Below are 21517 nucleotides of genomic sequence, written 5' to 3'. Positions count from 1 at the left end.
CACCGGTACGGCAAAACGAACCTGCACAAGCCAAACCAAAACCAAAGAAACCGCGGCACAACCCCACAAGAGCACGTCGCTTACTGGCCACAGCTCTCACAGTTGCTGGTATTGCCACTTTCCTCGCAGTGATTGGTCTCTGGCCATCGGGTGAAGCTCCGAGCCCAGGGCCGGGATTCCTGCAGTCACAGACGTCAGCTGCAGAGACGGTTAAGGGAACCGTCGTAAAGCACAGCGTCGGCGCGTGCAATTCGCCTGACAACGGACGCGTCTTCGATGACCAGCCGCGGCCAGGACTGGCGGCCTCCCTCAATGACCCCGCGGCGCCGAAATGCCAGCTCTCGGTCATTGAGCTGACCTCGGGCCCAGACGAGGGCAAGAAGACGCTTCTGGAGGCATCCGGCCTGCCCGGAGAAATCGAGCTGGCGGAGGGCGACAAGGTCGTCCTGGCAATTCACCGTCCAAACGCGGCCGGTACCGGAGCTGTCGACAATGGTGCCGTGCCGGATCCGGGGTTGATGACACCGGCTCCCGGCGTTGTTCCCGCGCCTGCCCCTGAGGGCGCAGAGGGTGAGCCTGCTCCTGATGCAGAGGCTCCGGCACCAGCTCCAGCCCCGGAGCAGGAACCAGCACCTGAATCCGGTGCAGAAGCCCCCGCTGCCCCCGCTGCCCCCGCAGCTCCTGCTCCCGCGGCCGACACTAATGTCGTCGACCTCGCACCTCATCAGGTTGTCGACACCGCTAGCATCGGCAACACCTACACCTTCCTGGACATGGATCGCACCACGACGATCTGGTTGTGGCTCGGCGCAGCGGTGCTGCTCATCATCCTCGTCGGCATGACTCGCGGAGTCTTGAGCCTCATTGGTCTTGGCATCACGCTGGCCGCAGTGATGGGATTCCTGGTTCCGGCACTGCTACGCGGCGGCGATCCTGTGGCCTTAGCCATCACGGCGGGCGCGGCGATTCTCTTCCCAGTGCTCTTCCTCGTTCATGGCATCAATTGGAAGTCAGCTTCCGCACTGGCGGGAACACTCACCACGATGGTACTGGCGGCGGGCCTGGCCAACCTCGCTATCTCCACGTCGCAGCTACGTGGTCTCGGCAACGAGGACAACCTGCTCATTCAGCTTTACCTGCCTGACGTCTCCGTCACAGGTCTGCTTCTGGCGGGATTCATCATCGGCGCGTTGGGCGTGCTTAACGACGTCACCATCGCCCAGGCATCGACCGTCCAGGAGCTTTACGAAGCAGCTCCGCGGTCGCGCCCTATGGAGGTCTTCCGCTCGGCAATGCGCGTCGGTCGCGATCACATCGCGTCGATGGTCTACACACTGGTACTGGCGTACCTCGGCACCGCACTGCCGCTATCGATTTTGTTAAGCGTCTCCGACCGGCCGCTGATGCAGTCGTTGACCTCCGATGTCGTGGCCACAGAGCTGCTGCGTTCCACCATCGGTGCGGTGGCTTTGGTACTCGCAGTGCCGATTACCACCCTCATCGCCGCCTATACCGTGGCCCCGGAGGGTATGAAGTTTCCGAAGCGCTCGAGGGCAGCTAGCATTTAGCCGCGGCCGAGGCAGGTGACATCCCAGCCTGCGGCACGCCACTGATCTGCTGGCAGGCAGTTGCGGCCGTCGAGCACCGCTGCGCGCTTGACCAGCTTCTTCGCAGCCACCGGGTCGATGTCGCGGAACTGCTGCCACTCGGTGGCGACGACAACCATCTCCGAGCCTTCCAGAGCTGCTTCGATGCTCGGTGCATACTCCAAGGTCGGGAAATTCTTCTTGGCGTTCTCCATGGCCTGCGGGTCATAAACAATCACCGAAGCGCCCGCCAGAGACAGCGAACCGGCAATCGACAGCGCCGGGGAGTCACGCACATCGTCAGAGTTCGGCTTGAAGGCCGCACCCAGCACCGTCACGGTATGGCCGAGCAGCGAGCCGCCGAAGCTGGCGCGCACCAGGTCAACGGTCTTTTCACGGCGACGCATGTTAATTGCATCGACCTCGCGCAAGAAGGTCAGCGCCTGGTCAACGCCCAGCTCACCGGCGCGGGCCATGAATGCGCGGATATCCTTCGGCAGGCAACCGCCGCCGAAGCCCAGACCCGCGTTGAGGAAGCGGCGGCCAATTCGGGCGTCCATACCGATAGCGTCGGCAAGCGTAGTGATATCCGCACCTGTGACCTCACAGATTTCGGAGACCGCGTTGATGAAGGAAATCTTGGTGGCGAGGAATGCGTTTGCCGACACCTTCACCAGCTCTGCGGTGGCGGTGTCCGCGACGATAAGCGGAGTCTCGCGCTCGAAGATAGGGCCGAAGCACTCGCGCAAACTGGCCTCGGCAATCGATTCGACCTCCTGACCCGCACCATTGAGGATCATGCCCGGCTTCTGGGTGCCCAGCACCACACGGTCCGGCTCCAGGGTGTCCTTTACCGCGAAGCCCTCGCGCAGGAACTCCGGGTTCCAGGCGATTTCGAGGCTGGTGTTCTTCAACTGCTCATCACCGGCTTCGGCGCGCTCACCAATCATTTTCGCAGCCAGCTCCTGCAGGCGCGGTGCGGTACCGACGGGCACAGTGGACTTACCAAACACTAAATGCTTGCCGACGACGCGCTTAGCCAATTCGGTAATGGCGGCGTCCACATAGCGAACATCGGCGGCGTACGAGCCCTTAACCTGCGGAGTTCCGACACCTACGAAGTGGACGTTCGCAAATTCAACGGCTTCGTCGTAGTTAGTGGTGAAACGTAGTCGCCCCGACTCAACGTGCTTCTTTAGCAGTTCGGGCAAGCCAGGCTCAAAGAAAGGAACTTGGCCTGCGGACAATGCCTCAATCTTGGCGGGATCAACATCTACGCCGAGAACCTCGTGGCCTAACTCCGCCATCGCCGCGGCATGAGTGGCGCCTAGGTAACCCGTACCAATAACCGTAATACGCATAAGGGCTATTATTTATCGAAAGATAAACGGCCATCAAGCCGATTTAACCCTTAAATGGTGTGAACTAAAGGCCCATATTTAGGCTTTTCACCTGCGAAAACTCTTTATTGAACAATTGTTTCCATTTCTTCACCGAGAATTCACTCGGGGCTATTCACAATTCATTTATATTCCGAGTTCATATCCCGAGTTTCAGGTGCCTTATTCCTCATCGCGGAAGTTCAGGTACGCACGCGACGGCGTCGGGCCGCGCTGCCCCTGATACTTCGAACCGAGCTTGCCGGAACCGTAAGGCACCTCTGCCGGCGAGGACATCTTGAACAGTGCCAGCTGGCCGACCTTCATGTTCGGCCACAGTGCGATAGGCAAGTTCGCCACATTGGATAGCTCCAGCGTGATGTGGCCTGAAAACCCTGGGTCAATAAAGCCGGCGGTCGAGTGCGTTGCCAGGCCCAGACGCCCCAGCGAAGACTTACCTTCCAGGCGGCCTGCTAGGTGCGGAGGAATAGTGAAGTACTCCAAGGTCGATGCCAGGACGAATTCGCCCGGGTGAAGAATGAAGGGCTGCCCTTCTGGAACCTCGTGCGGGGACGTCAGTTCTTCCTGCGGCAACTTCGGATCGATGTGCGTGTACTGCGAGTTGTTAAAAACTCGGAAGAACTTGTCCAGACGCACGTCGATGGACGAAGGCTGAATCATCTTCGGGTCAAAAGGATCAATGCCGAGATGGCCGGAGCCTTCGGCATCGATAGCGGCACGAATATCACGATCTGAGAGCAACACATAGACCAGCTTAACCGCTCTGTAATACACAGCGTGTGCGGGTTACAGGATATGCCCGCACTGAATCCCCCGGGAAGGACTGGATAAGGTCCTACAAGGAGATCAGCGATTAACCCGAAAAGACGGACAGAGGGGTCTTCAAGACCAATTTTTTCGACACGAATCGAGAGTGCTACATTGAAGTTACAGAGGGCGACTGATTGCCTGCATGCCACACCTACTGTGCCAATCCCGTGGCGTGCTTTTAATCATTCCGCCTACTGTGTGCCGATGTAGTTCAATGGTAGAACTCCTGCTTCCCAAGCAGGCGGCGCGGGTTCGATTCCCGTCATCGGCTCCGCCCAATGAGGCTCAGCGTCAAGCTGAGCCTCATTTTTGTTTCCGCTGTTTTCAGCTACATCCCGCGGTACCACAACAACCAAACAACTCCGATTAGCACATCCGAGTAACACTCTTGCACAGCACAAACCCATTAGAAACTACTTCTGAAATCATGTAAGTGTTACTGCTATGGCTTCCTTTTTGTACAAAATCGGTAGATCCGCTTATCTTCACCGCTGGCGATTCCTCATTGTATGGCTGCTGCTCATCGCGGGCATGGGTACCGCGACGGCAACGCTGTACAGCGGCACGTCTGAGAACTTCACCTTTCCCGGCCTTGAGTCAGTTGAAACTCAAGAAGAGATTCAGCAGCGCTTTGCCACCGATGAAGATCAGCTAAGCGCACCCACGGGCACTGTGGTCATTCAAGCTCCAGAAGGCAAGACCCTCGAGGACCCAGCTATTGCAGGCGAGGTCGATGAGCTCGTCGCCGCAATGCGGAGCACCGAAGGGCTGACGAAGACCGAAGAAATTGTCCCGCCCATCATGGCGGCTGAGGGGATGAAGCAGCAGGCCATCCCGGCAATGCAAGCTCAGGGATTCCCTGAGGAGCAGATCAATTCGAACCTGGAGGCCGTCTCCCCACTGAGTGCCGATAAGACCACCGGCACCATTTCCGTGACTTTCGATGCTGCGACCAGCATGGATATCGAAAGTGGAGTCCGGGATGCGTTCACGGAAACCGTCGAAAAGCACAAGGGCGATCTGAACGTCGCCTGGTCCGGTAACGCGTTCCAAATGAGCGAGATTTCCGCCACTGCGGAGATTATCGGCATCATCGTGGCCGCAATCGTGCTCATTGTTGCCTTCGGAAGCTTCGTCGCCGCTGGACTGCCGCTGCTGTCGGCTGTCATCGGCCTGGGAATTGGCATGGCGGGCATCTTCGCCGCCACCGCTTTCACCGACACCATCTCCACCATGACACCGACGCTGGCGTCGATGATTGGTCTGGCTGTCGGCATCGACTACGCGCTGTTTATCGTGGCTCGCTTCCGCAACGAGCTGGTTGCACACGTCGATGGCTCGAACCTTGAGCCGAAGGAACTGGCCGCCGAGCTCAAGAAAATCCCACGCGAGGAGCGTGCACATCTGGCGGGCCTGGCCGTCGGCAAGGCTGGTTCCGCAGTGGTATTCGCAGGCCTCACCGTGCTGATTGCTCTTGCGGCACTGTCGATCATCAACATCCCGTTCCTGACCGCAATGGCGCTGGCCGCAGCATTTACCGTCGCTATGGCGGTGCTCGTTGCCATCACGTTGCTGCCGGCTATTCTCGGCCTGTTCGGCACCAAGGTTTTCGCCGGTCGCGCGCCATTTGTGAAGGCACCGGACCCGGAGAACGACACCCCGACCATGGGCCTGAAGTGGGTCCGCATCGTGCGCAAGCGTCCGCTGGCGTTCGTCCTGGGCACGGCAGTTGTCCTAATCCTGCTGGCCATCCCGGCTACCAACCTCCGTTTGGCCATGCCTTCTGACGGCATGATGGCCAAGGGCACTCCTAACCGCACGGCCTACGAAATGACCGAAGACGCTTTCGGCCCCGGCCGCAACTCCCCGATGATTGCGCTGGTGGACTACAAGGATCTCGCCGCACCGGAAAAGCAGAACGCCATGATGGCTGCCCTGACGGAGCTGCAGAGCGTCGATGGTGTGGTAAATGCTCAGGTCATCGCCACCAATGGCAATCCGCAGGATCCGAGCGATCTCGGTGATGCCGCCCAGGTTCTAATCACCCCGGCGTACAGCGCGACCGATGACCGCGCTGCTGACCTGCTGCAGTCCATCCGCGATACAGAGGACAAGTACAACGAGGACACGGGCGCCCGCTACTCCATCACCGGTGTTTCGCCCATGTACGAGGACATCTCGCAGCGGCTTTCCGACGTGCTGTTGCCCTACATCGGCATCGTGCTGGTCCTGGCCTTCCTGCTGTTGATGCTCGTCTTCCGCTCCATCTGGGTACCACTGGTGGCAGCTCTCGGCTTCGCACTGTCTGTGGCCGCAACCTTTGGTGTCACGGTGGCTCTGTGGCAGGAGGGCGCCCTGGGCATCATCGATGACCCGCAGCCGCTGATTTCCTTCCTGCCGATCATGCTGATTGGTATCGTCTTCGGCCTGGCCATGGACTACCAGGTGTTCCTGGTTACCCGTATGCGTGAGGGCTGGGCGCACGGCAAGACAGCTGCTAATGCAACGTCCAACGGTTTCAAACACGGTGCTCGCGTGGTCACCGCTGCGGCACTGATTATGATTTCGGTGTTCGCCGCCTTCATCCTGATGGATGAACCGTTCATTAAGGTCATGGGCTTTGCCCTGGCAGCCGCAGTTCTCTTCGATGCCTTCATCGTCCGCATGACATTCATCCCGGCCATGATGTTCCTGCTCGGCGAGCGCGCCTGGAAGATTCCGCGCTGGTTGGACAAGATCCTCCCATCCGTGGATGTGGAGGGTGAGAACCTCAATAAGCAGTTCGGAAATGCTGAGGTGACCACTACAACTGAGGTAGCTACTGAAGCCAAGTAGCACCAGCTAGACAGCCATAAGCCCCGCCTCGACTCCAGTTTCGGAGGAGTCGGTGCGGGGCTTTTGCCTACGTGCGGGGCTTTTGCGCGGGCACGGTTTATACCAAAGACAACGGCAAAGCCTAAGTCGATGGCGCGGTATATCTCAGCCACCGCAATACTGCTTTGACACGACGGTTGTTATCTTCCGGTTGGAAGCCGAGCTTCAAGAACACATTCGCCACATGTTTACTCACAGCGCCTGCGGTTAGTACCAGGCGTTTTTCTATTTCCTTATTACTGAGTCCCTGCGCCATCAGGTCGAGCACTTCGCGCTCACGTGGAGTCAGCTCGGCGATGCCGTCCTGCTTTGCGGCCAGTAGCGTCGCAACCACTTCAGAATCGACCACGGTACCGCCACCACGCACTTCTTCCAGCGCCGCAACGAAGTGGTCGACATCCGAGACGCGTTCCTTAAGCAGGTACCCAAAGCCACTATGCTGCAGCAGGCGATCCAGGTAGCTGGCCGCCACGTATTGGCTGAGCACCACAACCGGCTGGTCGGGGTTGTCCTTGCGAAGTGTGGAAACCGCGAGCAGTCCGTCGTCACGCATGTTCGGCGGCATCCGGACATCGGTGACGATGACATCGAACGCCTGCTCTTCGGCGGTGGCGAGCAGCTGATCTGCATCGCCGACGGCGACAACCTCGTGCCCCAGCGCCCGCAGCAGGCCGGTCAGCCCCTCGCGCAAGAGTACGGAGTCCTCTGCCAGCAGTACTTTCATCGCGTCCTTCCTTGGCGAATCGGCAGTTCCAGCAGCAATTGGGCTCCACCGTCGGCGTTGGTGAGTTCCACGGTTCCACCGAGCGCCGCCGCCCGTTCGCGCAGGCCCGCAATGCCGGTTCCACTGTCATGCTTTACGACGTCTACAGCGTCCGCACTCGATGGTTTTTCCAGGCCTTCGCCATTGTCGTGCACAGTGACCGTAAGCGTACCCAGATGGGACACGAGCGCCTTCTTCGGAGCCTGAACCGCGAGAGTGATATCAGCTCGATCGGCATGGCCATGCTTGGTGGCGTTGGTCAGCCCCTCCGCTGCGCAGTGGTAAGCGAGCAGCGCTGTGGTTTCATCAATCGGGCCGAAGTCGGAGACACCGTCCTCACGAACAGAAACCTCCATGCCAGAGTGCGCTGCCAATTCCTCTACTGCTGCGACTAGGCCATTTTCGAAAAGCACTGGCGGGGCAATGCCAAGCACCACGGAGCGCAGCTGCGCAAGAGCCTGCGTTGCATTGCGGTCGGCGGCGGAGAGTGCCTCGGCTACCTTTTCCTCAGTCTTACCCATGCGAGCAGCGGCAATGTTGAGCTTCAAGGCGGTCAGGTGCTGCTGCGGACCGTCGTGAAGCTCGCGCTCAATGCGACGGCGCTCGCCTGAGAAGGAGTCAATGAGCACATCGCGGGACTGGCTGACTTCCTCGCTGGATGGTGCGAGGATGACGCGGGAGAGCCAAATGGACAGCAGGCCGGCACCGAGGTTGATGGCGATGGTCAGCACCAAAAAGACGATGGCGAAAACCCAGGCAACACCGATTTTCTGTGTGGGGTCTGTCAGAGTCCAGCTGAAAAACTCCACTTCATCAACCAGGAATGGTGCGCCAAAAAGTACACCAACAGTGAACCCGCCGCCGACCCACGCTATGAAGGTGACAAAGCCAATGGCCAACTGGACAAGCAGGTTGACGAAGTTGCGGATGTCGAACCAGCGATTGGTCACGCGGTTGGCGATTGGGGTGCCGGACCACGATGCTGCCCAGCGGGAGAGCCAATCGGCACCGCGGCCAATGAGCGGAATCCAGGGCAGAAGAAAAGCGGAGACAATCAATCCCGGAATGAACAGCAGTCCGAGAATAAAACTCCAGGCCAGCGCGATTAAATTCGTTTTCTTTGTCATAGGTTCAAAGCTAAGTTGGCCCGTGTCCAAATACAGTGGAGCTAACTCCCCTAAATTCAGTCGAGCTGAATACGTCCCGGCTTCTTTTCGCCGATACCTCGATCGGCCAGTTCGTCATCAATGTACGTTGGCCGACCGACAATCAACCCAAGCACTGCTAGCACCACCGTGGTGCCAAGCAGCACGACCAGAATCGGCGTCCACGCTTCCGTCGTTCCAGCGGCCACACCCACCAGGAATGGCCCGACTGCGGAGAAAATGTAGCCGATTGGCTGCACGAAGCCGGACAGTCGCGCGGTCAGCTCATGGCTGCGCGTGCGGCCCGGAATCAGCGCGATGGCCATGGGGAAACAAAAACCACCTACACCCAGCAGGAATGCAGCGCCAATGGCGTACCCCACACCAGTTTCCGCCGCTCCCCGCTGGTCGATCAGAATCATCAACGCATACCCGAGGAAGAAAAGGCAGCCGAGACCAAAGGCGACGTAGGACATGGTGCGGAGCCGTGTAATCAGCGGCGGCATCAGCAGTCCGCCGATGATGCCCAACCCTTGAACAATCATGGACGCTGCAGTGGCTATGTTTACGCTGATGCCTGCGTCGATAAGCATTTTCGGCATCCAGCCCATGAGCACGTAGGCGTTCATCGACTGCACGCCGAAGAAAACTGCCAGCGCAATGGCTGTCGGTGACTTCCAGATTGGTGTGCTTGCCGAGGCACTGACCGGCGCCTTCGGGTAGTCGAATCCGATGCGTGCACACAGCGGCAACCACACGACGAGCTGCACCAGGGCGGTGATTGCCCATGCGGCAAGCGCCCAGCGCCACATTTCGATACCACCTGCAGATGTCTCGGGAGAATCGCTAATCAAAAATGCCGTCGCCGGCCCCAGTCCACCGCCGAGGGCAAGCATGCTGGAGTACAGCATCATCAGCACGACCGTTTGGCGACCGCCGTGCACCTTAATCCACGCAGGTAGCAGCACATTTCCCAGTGCAATGCCCGCAACCGACAACGCGGTAAACAACAGGAATAGCCAGATGCTGCTCACCCACGGGCGCACCGCAAGGCCGACGAATAGCAACGTCGCAGACAGTGTAAGCGCGCCGCTTAAGCCCATCCGCTTGCCGACGGACACCGCGGACAACCCAATCGCGAAAAACGCGAGCCCCGGAATGGCCGTAATCAGACCACCAAAGGCGGAGGATGCGCCGAGGTCGGAGAGGAGCTGATCGAGCACCGGACCAATCGACGCAATACTCGGGCGCAAGTTCAGCGCCGCAACGATTACGGCGATAACAAGAACGGGAACGCTGAGCGCGATGACATTCTTCGAGGCCCCAGAAGCTTTTGGTTGAGGTTGCCCTGGATTTTGTTCTGCTGCCATAACAATGGACGTTACCGCTTCCTGTTAATGACTCTCTATCTGATTCAAGCCGCTCGTTCGGAGTAGCTTTAAAGATTGACGTACTCGATGTCGCTGTTGTCCTATCCTGGACTACAGCGACATCTCTTTTTCTGTATCTATTGACAGTCTTTCGGCTATCTCTGACGTAAGGATTGAACTGAAAATGGTTGAACCGATTTCTGATTCCATGCTCATTGCCTATGACGGCTCCGACGAAGCCAAGCGGGCGCTGGCCTACGCCGGAAAACTGCTGCGCGTTAAGAAGGCCTACATTCTGACGGCCTGGGAGCCTCTACAGCGTGCTGCAGCACGCACTGCTGGCGCCTCTGGCATGATGCAGCCCGACTGGGACGCCACTACTGAAGACGGCGATCCCGCTCACGACGAGGCCGTCCGTATTTGCCGTGAAGGTGTGCAGATTGCCGCTGAGGCCGGCTTCGTCGCGGAGCCCTACTTGGTAGAGACTGAAACTACTATCTGGTCGGCCATCGTCGATGCAGCTCACGACCTCGATGCGGGCGTGATTATCTCCGGCACTCGTGGTGTGACTGGCTTGCGTGGTCTGTTTACCGCCTCGACCTCTGACGCGTTGCTGAAGAATGCTGGCCGCCCGGTCCTCGTCGTTCCGGGGGAAAAGGAATAATTTCTAGAAAATTTTTAAAAACTTACTTAGCTGATAGAAAATGGGTTAATCTCTCAACTAAGAAAACTCAATGACCGCTGAAACCACCCAAAGTTCAAGGCAGGGAGAGATTCCCAGCTGTTCCACTGGTTTACAGAAGTCACAGAGTGTAGTTTTAAAAACAGTATTGACTTAATGCACACGAGGAGTCCTCAACATGGCATACGAAACTGATTCCGAGCAGCGTCGTAGCGTTGGCCCTGCCCTGGCCTCGGCGCTCATTGGCGCCCTTCTCGGTGGTGCCGCTATCTTCGGCATCGGCCAGGCTCTGACCGAAGACCGAATTCCGGAAGCACAGGCTGTTTCCACCGATGACGCTCTGCTTGGCGGTGTCGAGTACGGTCAGCGTTAAGCCCTTAACGCTAACCCTCCTTTAACGCTATGCCCACCTTTGTTCGAGCGCGTAAGCGCGTGCTTGTACCTTGGTGGGTTTTGCTGTGCCTGCTGGCATTCATCCAGTCCCCCGGCAAGACTGTCGCTGACACAAAGCACGACCTGACAGAAGACCCCATCGGGTTTTTGTCCGCCTCGCTCAACATGTGGTCAGACACCATGCCACTGGGACAGCTCCAAAACCAGGCATATGGCTATCTCTTTCCACAGGGCACATTCTTCGCGCTGTTCAGCTTGCTGCCCGATGTCCTAGCGCCCGGCTGGATCATCCAGGCGCTGTGGTGGAGTCTTACTCTCTGCTTGGCTTTTACCGGCGCATATCGCGTGGCTGAAGCTATAAGCGTCGGCACGCATACCTCTCGCGTACTGGCGGCGTTGTTGTACTCGTTGTCGCCGCGGGTGATTACGACGTTGGGCGCGATTTCGTCCGAGACCTGGCCCGTAGCGCTGGCACCGTGGATTCTGCTTCCGCTCCTGCGGGTCGCGGCCCGGCGCGAGGAACTGCCCTGGCGTGCGACTGCCCGTGCCGTATTGCTGTCCGGTCTAGCGGTACTGTGCACTGGCGCGGTCAATGCGGTCAGTACAGCTGCGGCTTGCATCCCCGCAGGTCTGATGCTGCTCTTCTTCGCTTTTACGGGGCCTCGCCGCGGGCGTGCGTGGGCGATGCTCGGCGGTTGGCTGGCTGCGTGTGCAGCGGTCAGCATGTGGTGGATCGTGCCGCTACTACTGCTGGGCAAGTACTCGCCACCGTTTACGGACTACATCGAGTCCTCCGGCGTGACCACTCGTTGGTTGAGTCTCGGCGAGACACTCCGCGGCTCCACTTCGTGGACCCCGTTTGTCTCTTTCGAGCGAGTCGGCGGAAATGCGCTGGTCGCGGAGCCCATCCTCATTTACGCCACTCTGGCTGTGGCGGCGATTGGTCTGCTTGGCTTGGTCATGCGCTCACTGCCGCTGCGTCGGATGTGGCTGATGATGCTGCTCATCGGGCTTGTCATCGTGGCGGCCTGGACGGAGCCATTCGGGCTGGTGTGGGAATCGGCTCGAGAGGTGCTCGATTCCACGCTCGCAGCAGTACGCAACCTGCACAAATTCGACACAATTGTGCGCCTGCCACTTGTTATCGGCTTCGCTCATGCGACAGCCCAGCTGCCATGGCCGTGGCGAGAGTCGGCGAACGAGCACAAGAACGAGCCGGCGAGCGATTCAGCAGCCACTGGCTGGCAGCAGTGGCTGCACCCTGAGAAGCACCCGCGCGCTATCGCATCGATGCTGGTTCTGGTGGTTATCGCCAGTGCCACCGCCCCTGCGTGGAGCGCCCGCCTCGCTCCGGCAGGCGGTTTTTCCGAGGTTCCGGGCTACTGGCACGAAGCTGCCGACTGGCTGAATGAGCAGGGCGAGGACACCCGCACGCTGGTGATGCCGTCATCTCCGTTTGCTGATCAGACATGGGGCAATACTCGCGACGAACCGCTCCAGCCGCTTGCCGACGTGCCCTGGGCCGTCCGCGATACCGTGCCACTAGTGCCCCCAGAGGCGATTCGCGGCCTCGATGGTCTGCGCAATTCGCTGACTCGGGGCCGTGAGGTACCGGCGCTGGATGCCACCCTGCGCAACAATGGCATCGGCTATGTGCTGGTCCGCCACGACTTGAGAGTTACCTCGAGGGGCGATTCACTGCGTGCCATCACCTCCACGCTGCAGGACTCCCCGACCATGGAAAAGGTGGCGGAGTTCACGGACGAGGACGGCCATACCGCTATCCAGATCTGGGGCGCGGGCCCGAAGGAGCTGCGCAATCGGGCCCTTTCGCCGCGGTTGGTGGACACTACACAGGTACCGCTGGTCGCCGGTGGTCCTGAAGTGCTCCCGCGGCTTGATGAGGTCGATTCCGATGCCCCGGTGCGCATCCTGTCTGGTAAGAACGCCGGCACTGTCACCGACACTCCCGCACGCCGCGGCCGCAACTATGGTGAAGTCGTCGGAGCGGAGTCGGCAATCCTGGCCGAAGACGAGGACTCATATGTCCGCAACCTCGTTCCGGACTACCCCGTCGCGGGACTGCCACTGACGCAGACAGCAACGGGTCGCGCCACAATTGAGGTTTCATCGTCGGCCTCTGAGCCATACAACGTCGGTGGTGCATCGGCTGACCACTCGGTCAACGCAATGCTCGACGGCGACACCTCCACCTGGTGGGAACCCCTGGCGGGCAAGAGTCAGGCTGAGTGGGTCAAGCTGTCGTGGAAGGAACCGACCGATAACGCAGTGCTCAGCCTGACCGGTGCTCGCGTTCCGGCGCAACTGCGCATCCAGACCGATACAGCTTCCAGCTCCGTACAGTTGGTCCCGGGTGAGACGACCCGCATTCCGCTGCCCGGCGGCAAGACCACATCTGTGCTCATCACAGCAAAGATTGCTCCTGTGGGGTTTGCTATCTCCGAGCTAGGACTGGTGATTCCAAAGCGGGACACTGGCTTCGACGCATTCGAATCCAGCAACCCCGATTCCGATGAAGAAGCGGAGCTTTCCGCCGAGGATATAGCGGAGGACCTCACGCCGGTTCGTGTCCCGGTGGTACCGAATTCCTCGTCGCTGGCTCAGCGTTGGGTCTTTGGCCAGGAGATTCACGAGGGCACGCTGGTGCGCCTGTTCACCGTTCCGAAGCCGGTAAAGGTGAAGGTCGATGCTGATACCTGCCGCAGCAGCATCGGAGACCCGTGGGCCAGCCTCCAGCGCGGTGACGGTTCTGATCACCGCGGGCTGACCTGTGGTGAAGAGATTGAGCTCTCGCCGGGGCCATGGCGCATCGATGCCAAGTCCGATTGGGTATCGCTCACCTCGACTGACTACTTCGCACCGTCAGCTGAGCAGCAGAAAGCCACGCCAATCGACCTGAACAATCCCATTGAGGCTGCCGACCACGATCGCATCGTGTGGCTGCCAATCTCTGTCAATGCTGGCCACGAACTTCGTGTCGGAGGTGCCGCCATGAAGCCGGTAACGGTCTCTGGTTGGCAGCAGGGTTGGACGATTCCGGCTGGAATTGGTGGTGCAGTCGAGCTGACCTATCCACCGCAGCAGACCTGGCGTACTGGAATCCTCGCAGGCGGCGCACTCGCAGCTGTGTACGCACTGGTCGCTGTGGGGCTGGCTTTCGCTTGGCGACGATTCGCTCTCACCGCCCCGATTTCCGCATCTTCGCTGGGCAATGACTTGCCGCGGGCGGCTTTTGGCATTGCGGCTGCCGCGACAGTGACCCTGGTATCCAGCTGGCCTGGCGTGGTCGTTGCCCTCGTGGTGGTTGCCGCTACCCTTGGTGCGGTTTTCTGGGCACGGAAGCGTGGGGACGTCGTCAAGCCATGGCTGAACGTGCGAAATGCACTAATTGTGGCGCTTGCTGCGATGATGTCGATTGCGGGCTTGGTGCTGGCGGCGAACCCATGGCCAAAGGATGACTACGCCGGTGCCGGCTGGCCGCTTCAGTTACTGCTGACGGCGGCGCTGACAATCGTGGCGTGCTGCTCGATGCTTTCCGGTGGCGGTGCTGATGACGACACCGACAGAGATGCTAGCGACACCGACAACACCGCTGATTAAAAGCCGTTAGCGGTTGACCCAGACGCGTGCGAAGAAGCGGCGGGCAGGTTCCTCGACGAGCGCGTAGGAGGCGGCGGCCACCGGAATCGACAGTGCGACCGTGACAATGGTGACACTGAGCAGATGTCCGGTGAACAGCTTCACGCCAAGCAGCGGGAATGCAATGGAGAGCATCGCCACGTGCCAGAGGAAGATACCGTACGACCAGCGCCCTAGCGCCTGCATGATGGGGTGTTCAAGGAAGCGAGACTCCGGCGCTATCGTCCAGGGGCCGATGATGGCGGCACCGAAGACCAGACCGCACAGCAGGCGGCGGGTGAATTCCCAGTTGGTGAGCTCGACTAGCCCTTCGGGACCCAGGTAGGAAGCCAGAACCAGCGCACCAACGGCGATCGCCAGCCACAGCGAACGGCGGCGTGCCCAGCGCTGCATGGTCTCCACCTTCGCGCGGGCGGCATCGGTATCGACGCCCTGGAGCGATTCCAGCTCGGCGAGAATCATGCCAGCTGCGAACCAGGAAAAGTAGGCAATCGGCTGAATATGCGGGTTAACGCCTTCTGGGTACGGCAGTGGCAGGTAGGGCCAGCCGAAGCTCAAGATCGCAAGCAGGGAAATTGCCACTATGCGGCGCCCCTGCTGGCGATGCGGGTCCAACCGGCTAAGCCCAATGGCAAACAGCGGCAGCGAGATGTAGAACGCGACCTCCACCGACAACGACCACAGGTGCGTCAACCCACCGTGCAGCGAGCCGGAGAAATACACCTGTGTCAGCGTCAGATTTGTTAGCCAAATCTTGAGATCCGCGCCGCGCCCCACCGGCAGTGCGATGAGCACAATAAGCACTAGCACCCAGTACGCGGGCATAATGCGCGCGACGCGCTTCTTGTAGTACTTCGCCCAGCTCTTCTTCCGTCCGCCGTCGGCATCGGACAATGCTTTACGACGGGGAATTCCGCCGTAACCCGAGCGGTGAGAACGCCACAACAGGAATCCGGACAGCACGAAGAATACGGCCACGAAGAAGTCGAAGCGGCCGAGGATGCGCTCCCACAGGGCTCCCACATCATGCCCGGTCTGGAATGCGACGTGCGTGCCGATGATGCCCATCGAAGCCACAGCTCGCAGGCCCTCCAGCGAAGGCAGGAAGCCTGGGCGGAATGTGGTGGCAGAGCTCGATGCAGTGCTGGATCCCGAGCTGGATACAGTGTTCGGCGTAGAGTTCGGCACAGAGCTCGACACTGTGTCTTGCCCAGCGTTTGGCGCTGCCGCATATGCCTTGGACGTCATAGTACTTTCTTACACGGATACCGGAATGAGTAAAATCACTTGTATTTTATTATGAAATAAGTCCTGTTCAGGCCGGTTTTTCCAAAACTCTTTTGTTTTCCCGACAAGTTATTTTTAAAAAACACACCACATAACTCCTAACTTCCTGCTAGGTTTTGCAGCAGAAAGTTACGTACAGTTAAAGGACTATCCACTGATGAAGAGAACTCTCGGACATGCACTGATTATCATCGGTGCTGCATTGATTGTCATTGCCGTCCTTCTGCCAACCTTCCTGGTGCCTCGCCTCCGGGTCATCCCACTTGACACTGTGAGCGATACCATCACGGAGGTGCGCGACGGCACTCTGTTGGACTCCAGCCAGCTGGGCAAGAATGAGCCAACGCCAAACCGCAAGAATGACCCGCGCTGCAAGGCAGAGACGGACGAAGAGAAGCGCGATCTCCCGGTCCACTGCTTCATCAACGACAAGACTCCGATGCAGTCGAAGCGCCACGTTGAGATCGAGGAGCCGGCTGACGACAAGATTGCAACTCTCCAGGTCGGTACCACTCTGCTGCGCGATGACCGCGAAGAGCCGAAGAACCTCATCAATGCGACCCTCGACCGCATCACCGTCGACCGCAGCACTGCGTACCCGGTAGATGACCCGATCTCCAGCGTTGCTATTAACGCACCGCAGGGTGGTTCGGACACCAAGCCGCCGACGTTCACCCGTCCGGGCATCCAGTACCAGTTCCCGTTTGGTGCTGAGAAGAAGTCCTACCCGTACTACGACGTCCAGGCGATGCGTAACTTCGAGATTGACTTCGTCGGTGAGGAAACTCAGGATGGCGTCAAGGTTTACAAGTACTCCATGACCATTCCGCCGCAGAACCTCTACGAGTCCCTGACCGAGCACTTCACTCGCGACGGCCGCAAGCTCACCGAGGCTGACAAGTCCTCGCTGGCTTCCATGCGCCTGAGCTTCCCGGCTCACAAGTGGGGTCTGGAGGGTGACGACGACGTCGAGCTGGATCGTTACTACACCAACGTCCGTACTGTCCGCGTCGAGCCGACTTCTGGCGTGATCGTCAACGGTACTGAAGAGATGTTCATGTTCTACGCCAAGGACGACAAGGAAGCTGAAGAAATTGCTTCCAAGGCTGGCCGTGAAAAGGAAGCCAAGGAGCAGAACCGTACCGCGATGAAGTACACCGCTCAGTGGGACGAAGGCTCCAAGGGCCGCCAGATGGACCGTGCTAAGGAAGCCCGTAAGTCGCTGACTATCGGTGGCACTGTCGCACCGTGGATCCTCGGTATCCTCGGCCTGGTTCTCATCGTGATTGGCTTCCGTGTTCGCAGCAAGTCTGCCTAAGACGCCGAACTACGGTGCCTCAAGGCTCTCGCTTACCCTAAGTTTCACTGAGGAAAGCGAAAAATAATTTAATATAGGGCACGTGACACAACGTTTCCGCACTACTCTGACCCAGTCGGCTCGCTCTCATTCGGAGCGAGTCGCCTGGGTTTTTGTGTTGTCGTGGATTCTCCTGCTGACCGCTGCCGTGTGCTGGCCGCTCTTTGTGCCCCACAAGGCCCCGGCCGATGGTCGCTTTGGGGCACCGATGTTTCTGCTGCGCGACATGGTCATCCCCAATCACCCACCGCTTACCGACGCAGCCCTGGGACTCGGCCCCGCTGCGGCACGAGCTGTTCCGCAGGACACCGCACTGTGGGCACTGGGCTACTTTGTGGATGCCAGCCATTGGGTGCGCTTCGGCATGGTGGGCGCCTGTTTGATTGGTGGTCTTGCAGCTGCTGAGCTCGCCCGCAGGTTCACTCGCCACGGCTCGGGCACCAGTAGCGCATCCGGTGCGGGCCTTGTACCCATGACTCCGAGCTTGGCCAGCCAGCTGATTGCACCGACGATGCTGCTCTGGAACCCGTTTGTGGTCGAGCGTTTGCTCCAGGGACAGTGGTCACTGGTCATCGCCGTATTGCTGCTTCCGGCAGTTGTTCTGGCAACGCAGATGGGTAGTGCCTTGTGGCGCACCAGCGCAATTGCCGCTGCGGGTCTCACGCCGACCGGTGCCCTTTTGGCTGGTATCACCGGCATTGTTACCGCTCGCAATAACCGCGACCGCGCTTGGATTGTGGCCACAACAGTAGCGGTCAGTTCACCGTGGCTAGTGGCATCTTTGCTGAACCCGAGTGCAGCTGGGTCCTCCGATGCGGCTGGCGCTGCCGCATTTGCGGCCAGAGCAGAGGCACACGTCGGCACGCTCGGCAGCCTGTTGGGATTGGGTGGCATCTGGAATAAGCAGGCTGTGCCACTGACGCGCGAGGTTGGTTTTTCGGCGATTATGGTGCTGGCACTCCTGGTGCTTATGGGTCTGGGATTCCGTCGTGCCTGGCATTCGCAAGAGCGCTGGCGGGGGCTGATTATCACTGGCGCCACGGCCATCATGCTCGTCGCTCTCGCCGCAACAACGCCGGGCATTTTGATGATGGGTTGGGCGCTGGAGCACATCCCGGGCGCGGGCCTGCTTCGTGATACGCAAAAGTGGATCGCGCTCGCCGTCCCCGCCTATGTCATCCTCGCCGCAAGCGGTGCGGAATACCTGGCACGCCGCGCTCGCGGGACCACCGCCAACATCGGCCAGTGGTTGGCTACTGGCGTCAGCGCGCTCATCATCATCGCCGCTGTCCCCACGCTGCCCGCCGATGTCGCTCCACTCCGCCCCATTCCGTCATGGGAAGGATGGTCGGCGGTTTCCGGTGTGGTCGCGCTTGACGACGATCGCGTTGCGGTTCTACCTGCCGGTTCTTACCGCATTATTAATGGGCGTCCTGTCCTCGACCCGGCTACGAAGATTTTGCCCGCTCCGGTGGTGAGCTCCGGCGAACTGATTGTCTCTGGGCAGTCGGTGTCTGGCGAGGGAGCCACAACCGTTGAGCGCACGCTGCTCGGTGGTGCGAAGAGACACGAGGAGCTTGAGTCTGCGCTCCAGAGTCTTCGAGACCAAGGCGTTGGCTGGGTCCTAGTGGAGAATTCGCCCGGCAACTTCGGCGACTCCGCTGACATTGTGGCAGCGTTAGACCCCGTCTATGAAACACCTGACCTGCAGCTATACCATGTCCCCGGTGTAATCGAGCCGGCCACACAACCAAGCCAGGGGGCCTATGCAGCTGCGTGGACAGCCTTTGGAATCTGGACTCTTTGCCTACTCGCTGGGCTGCTGGCGGGACTACTGACTGGAGTAATGGAAGCGCTACTGCCCCGCCGCAGGTAGCAGCTTGTCCAGTGTTGGGTTTTCCAAGACATTCAGAACTGCCTCACCGGTCTTGTCCCAGCCAAATTCCGCGGCACGGGCGACGCAGGCCTTGGACATTGCGCGATGCAGTTCACCGTTATCGAGAATCTGTCGCGTCTTGGTAATTAGGTCCGCTTCATCGCTGGCCAGCAGGCCAGTTTCACCGTCGTTGACCGAATCGCGCAAGCCCGCCGAGGAACGGTAACCGACCGTCGGCACGCCGTGCTGCGCCGATTCGATGACGGCGAGCCCCCAGCCCTCCTTGCGCGAAGGCATCAGGTGCAGACACGCCTTGGAGAGGATGCGGTGTTTATCCGCCTCGGTGACCTGCCCGTGGAATACCACGTGGTCCGAAACGCCCTTGTCACGGGCATATTCCACCAGGTTGTCGTGCCACCATCCCGAGCCAATAACATCGAGAATCGCACCTGGACGATCTTGTACAAGATCTGCAAGCACATCGATGGCGTGCTCAATCTGCTTATGCGGAACCAATCGCGACAGCGTCACCAAATGCGGTGCTGGACCGTCGCACTCGGATAGGTCCGCCATGATTTCGGTCGACTGCAACTCCTCCGGAATCGGGTCCACACCATTGCGGATTACCGCGATGCGCCCCGGCGACACTCCGAGTTCTACCAGTTCAGCGGCACTTGGCTCGGAAACGGTGATGTAGCGGCAGCGGCGGTGAATCATCGGCGACAACCGCGATTCGATGAACCACCCCAGCTTGCTGATAATCGGCCCTGCCACTGGCCACTGCTCACGGTGGCAGTGATGTGTCAGCAGCACCGTCGGCGCGCCGGAGAATATCCGAGCGAAAAAGGGGACGCCATTTTGGGTATCGACCACGACATCCGGCTTGCCGCCGAGCACCTTGGCAATTGGGCCCACGCCAAATCGCGCACCCAGCATCGCGGTCCAGGATCGCACGTAGACGGAGAAGTTTCCACCAGCGCGGGAGAAAGTCACGCCATCACGACGCGAAAGGGCTGGTGCGCCTGGGTAGTTGGCCGTGCGGAACACCACAGTATGGCCTTGGTCGGCAAGGTAACCTGCGACGCGCTCCAAATAGCGCTCACTACCTCCACCTTCGGGATGGCCGGTGTCGCGCCAACACAACAGTAAGATTTTCATAACAATATGAGCCTAACGCTCGGCGCGGCTTTCGTTGCCGCTTTAGCTCAAATCCATACTCCCAAACCCAACCAGTCCATTAGATTGTTTGACGTGACCAGCTTTCGCTTTCCCGCTTTTATCGTCCCGCCCGCTCTGAAAGAGCTGCGCAGCTTTGCTACGCTGTCGCGCTCATTCGGGCTGCTCAACGACTTCAAATACGAGCAAACCGATCCCGATATCTTCTACGGGCACCTGGCCGAGGACACCATCGGTCTCCTAGAAGGCATCGCAGCTGGGGCGGATGGTGCGGCGGGGTCGGCGGACACCGGGGAGACAACGGGCGCGTCGTCAAGCGTTACGACGAATACCGCACTGCGCGGCAAGCGCATTCTTGATGTCGGCGGCGGCCCCGGGTACTTTGGCCGAGCATTTGCCCAGCGTGGCGTGGAATATTACACCTGCGAACCCGATGTGGGCGAGATGGCGGCGGCGGGTATCAAGCTGGAGTCGTCGGTACGCGGATCGGGGCTGGAACTGCCGTTTCGCGATGACGCGTTTGACCTGACGTACTCGTCGAATGTCGCCGAGCACGTGCCCGAGCCATGGACGATGGGCGAGGAAATGCTGCGTGTAACCAAGCCGGGCGGACTGGTCGTTTACTCGTACACCATTTGGTACGGCCCGTTCGGCGGCCACGAGATGGGGATGACGCATTACCTGGGTGGCGACCGCGCGCGGCGCATGTATGAGAAGAAGCACGGCAAGCGACCAAAGAACTACTTTGGCGAGTCCCTGTTCAAGGTCGGTTGCGGTGAAGGATTGAAGTGGGCGCGCGCTGCCGCGGAGGCCGGCGACTGCGAGCTGCTGGCCGCTTTCCCGCGCTACCACCCGTGGTGGGCCTGGTGGATGGTGCACGTGCCGGTGCTGCGCGAGTTCGCGGTGTCGAACCTGGTGTTGGTGCTGCGGAAGCGGTAGGGGTGAGGCTGAGCCACAAGGTGGGTGCCGCGCTTGACGCTTGGTACCTGAGAACTACCTCCGCGTGTGCGGAGAAGTGACCGGCGGCGAGGCTTATATCCCACTTGCTCGGGAAATACCTCCGCGTGTGCGGAGAAGAGAGCGCGCTGCCACGGTACACGCCTTTGACCTTGGAAATACCTCCGCGTGTGCGGAGAAG

General features: G+C 59.8%; 15 protein-coding genes and 1 tRNA gene. 9 read left to right on the top strand and 7 right to left on the bottom strand.

Going from position 1 to position 21517, the window contains the following annotated elements:
* The first annotated feature begins 128 nt into the window (after positions 1-128).
* On the top strand, positions 129-1568 hold the full coding sequence (locus tag HMPREF2562_RS10230; RefSeq protein WP_070549975.1) for a YibE/F family protein: 1440 nt from the start codon (positions 129-131) through the stop codon (positions 1566-1568).
* Here HMPREF2562_RS10230 and HMPREF2562_RS10225 read toward each other — a convergent pair.
* Both HMPREF2562_RS10225 and dcd read right to left on the bottom strand, forming a co-directional pair.
* Complete coding sequence (locus HMPREF2562_RS10225; RefSeq protein WP_049171751.1) at positions 1565-2947, bottom strand: UDP-glucose dehydrogenase family protein; 1383 nt, start codon at positions 2945-2947, stop codon at positions 1565-1567. The two genes, HMPREF2562_RS10230 and HMPREF2562_RS10225, sit on opposite strands and share 4 nt — an antisense overlap.
* Before the next feature lie 201 nt (positions 2948-3148).
* Positions 3149-3730, bottom strand: coding sequence for a dCTP deaminase (dcd, locus tag HMPREF2562_RS10220; protein WP_005511764.1), 582 nt, complete (start codon positions 3728-3730; stop codon positions 3149-3151).
* A gap of 266 nt (positions 3731-3996) precedes the next feature.
* On the opposite strand from dcd, the gene HMPREF2562_RS10215 reads away from it, so the two are divergent.
* Together HMPREF2562_RS10215 and HMPREF2562_RS10210 are read left to right on the top strand one after the other, a co-directional pair.
* Positions 3997-4067, top strand: a tRNA-Gly gene (locus HMPREF2562_RS10215).
* A 173-nt stretch (positions 4068-4240) separates the two neighbouring features.
* A complete protein-coding gene (locus HMPREF2562_RS10210; protein WP_049171753.1) occupies positions 4241-6631 on the top strand; it encodes an MMPL family transporter in 2391 nt (796 codons plus the stop codon).
* Positions 6632-6752: 121 nt separating this feature from the next.
* Here the strand turns inward: HMPREF2562_RS10210 and HMPREF2562_RS10205 are convergent, their stop codons facing one another.
* Genes HMPREF2562_RS10205 through HMPREF2562_RS10195 form a run of 3 tightly spaced genes read right to left on the bottom strand, consistent with a single transcriptional unit; the run spans position 6753 to position 9948 of the window.
* Entirely contained in the window at positions 6753-7394 is a 642-nt protein-coding gene (locus tag HMPREF2562_RS10205) for a response regulator transcription factor (protein WP_070549974.1), read from the bottom strand.
* Complete coding sequence (locus tag HMPREF2562_RS10200; RefSeq protein WP_049171757.1) at positions 7391-8560, bottom strand: sensor histidine kinase; 1170 nt, start codon at positions 8558-8560, stop codon at positions 7391-7393. The genes HMPREF2562_RS10205 and HMPREF2562_RS10200 overlap by 4 nt, the downstream gene beginning before the upstream one ends.
* Positions 8561-8616: 56 nt before the next feature.
* Positions 8617-9948 carry an MFS transporter gene (locus HMPREF2562_RS10195; protein WP_083295732.1) on the bottom strand — a complete coding sequence of 444 codons (1332 nt, stop codon included), beginning with the start codon at positions 9946-9948 and terminating at the stop codon, positions 8617-8619.
* 184 nt (positions 9949-10132) lie between these two features.
* On the opposite strand from HMPREF2562_RS10195, the gene HMPREF2562_RS10190 reads away from it, so the two are divergent.
* The 3 genes from HMPREF2562_RS10190 to HMPREF2562_RS10180 all read left to right on the top strand — a co-directional run bounded on the left by HMPREF2562_RS10190 (position 10133) and on the right by HMPREF2562_RS10180 (position 14644).
* Entirely contained in the window at positions 10133-10612 is a 480-nt protein-coding gene (locus tag HMPREF2562_RS10190) for a universal stress protein (RefSeq protein ID WP_005510532.1), read from the top strand.
* Positions 10613-10808: 196 nt separating this feature from the next.
* Positions 10809-11003, top strand: a complete 195-nt coding sequence (locus HMPREF2562_RS10185; RefSeq protein WP_005510537.1) for a DUF2613 domain-containing protein — start codon at positions 10809-10811, stop codon at positions 11001-11003.
* 29 nt (positions 11004-11032) lie between these two features.
* Positions 11033-14644, top strand: a complete 3612-nt coding sequence (locus tag HMPREF2562_RS10180) for an alpha-(1->3)-arabinofuranosyltransferase domain-containing protein (protein WP_070549973.1) — start codon at positions 11033-11035, stop codon at positions 14642-14644.
* A gap of 6 nt (positions 14645-14650) precedes the next feature.
* On the opposite strand, the gene HMPREF2562_RS10175 is transcribed toward HMPREF2562_RS10180, so the two are convergent.
* A complete protein-coding gene (locus tag HMPREF2562_RS10175; RefSeq protein WP_049171762.1) occupies positions 14651-15931 on the bottom strand; it encodes an acyltransferase family protein in 1281 nt (426 codons plus the stop codon).
* Positions 15932-16127: 196 nt separating this feature from the next.
* On the opposite strand from HMPREF2562_RS10175, the gene HMPREF2562_RS10170 reads away from it, so the two are divergent.
* Both HMPREF2562_RS10170 and HMPREF2562_RS10165 read left to right on the top strand, forming a co-directional pair.
* The gene (locus HMPREF2562_RS10170; protein ID WP_048734381.1) at positions 16128-17288 is read left to right on the top strand and encodes a cell envelope lipid trafficking protein PgfA; all 1161 of its coding nucleotides are present in this window, start codon (positions 16128-16130) and stop codon (positions 17286-17288) included.
* Positions 17289-17370: 82 nt separating this feature from the next.
* Complete coding sequence (locus tag HMPREF2562_RS10165) at positions 17371-19203, top strand: MmpA family trehalose lipid delivery protein (RefSeq protein WP_070549972.1); 1833 nt, start codon at positions 17371-17373, stop codon at positions 19201-19203.
* On the opposite strand, the gene HMPREF2562_RS10160 is transcribed toward HMPREF2562_RS10165, so the two are convergent.
* Positions 19183-20361: a glycosyltransferase family 4 protein gene (locus tag HMPREF2562_RS10160; protein ID WP_070549971.1), complete on the bottom strand. Its 1179-nt coding sequence runs from the start codon at positions 20359-20361 to the stop codon at positions 19183-19185. The two genes, HMPREF2562_RS10165 and HMPREF2562_RS10160, sit on opposite strands and share 21 nt — an antisense overlap.
* A gap of 93 nt (positions 20362-20454) precedes the next feature.
* Here HMPREF2562_RS10160 and HMPREF2562_RS10155 point away from each other — a divergent pair, with 93 nt between their 5' ends.
* A complete protein-coding gene (locus tag HMPREF2562_RS10155) occupies positions 20455-21318 on the top strand; it encodes a class I SAM-dependent methyltransferase (RefSeq protein WP_224783725.1) in 864 nt (287 codons plus the stop codon).
* Positions 21319-21517: the final 199 nt, after the last annotated feature.

This window comes from Corynebacterium sp. HMSC077G07 (assembly GCF_001809225.1).
Classification (GTDB): Bacteria; Actinomycetota; Actinomycetes; order Mycobacteriales; family Mycobacteriaceae; genus Corynebacterium; species Corynebacterium jeikeium_D.
The sequence above is the reverse complement of the archived record's forward strand: the minus strand, read 5'-3'. Positions and strand labels throughout refer to the sequence as shown.

Coding starts and splice junctions, on each gene's coding strand:
- HMPREF2562_RS10225 (WP_049171751.1), bottom strand. CDS start 2,947: ATGCGTATTACGGTTATTGGTACGGGTTACCTAGGCGCCACTCATGCC.
- HMPREF2562_RS10210 (WP_049171753.1), top strand. CDS start 4,241: ATGGCTTCCTTTTTGTACAAAATCGGTAGATCCGCTTATCTTCACCGC.
- HMPREF2562_RS10205 (WP_070549974.1), bottom strand. CDS start 7,394: ATGAAAGTACTGCTGGCAGAGGACTCCGTACTCTTGCGCGAGGGGCTG.
- HMPREF2562_RS10200 (WP_049171757.1), bottom strand. CDS start 8,560: ATGACAAAGAAAACGAATTTAATCGCGCTGGCCTGGAGTTTTATTCTC.
- HMPREF2562_RS10195 (WP_083295732.1), bottom strand. CDS start 9,948: ATGGCAGCAGAACAAAATCCAGGGCAACCTCAACCAAAAGCTTCTGGG.
- HMPREF2562_RS10190 (WP_005510532.1), top strand. CDS start 10,133: ATGGTTGAACCGATTTCTGATTCCATGCTCATTGCCTATGACGGCTCC.
- HMPREF2562_RS10185 (WP_005510537.1), top strand. CDS start 10,809: ATGGCATACGAAACTGATTCCGAGCAGCGTCGTAGCGTTGGCCCTGCC.
- HMPREF2562_RS10180 (WP_070549973.1), top strand. CDS start 11,033: ATGCCCACCTTTGTTCGAGCGCGTAAGCGCGTGCTTGTACCTTGGTGG.
- HMPREF2562_RS10175 (WP_049171762.1), bottom strand. CDS start 15,931: ATGACGTCCAAGGCATATGCGGCAGCGCCAAACGCTGGGCAAGACACA.
- HMPREF2562_RS10170 (WP_048734381.1), top strand. CDS start 16,128: ATGAAGAGAACTCTCGGACATGCACTGATTATCATCGGTGCTGCATTG.
- HMPREF2562_RS10160 (WP_070549971.1), bottom strand. CDS start 20,361: ATGAAAATCTTACTGTTGTGTTGGCGCGACACCGGCCATCCCGAAGGT.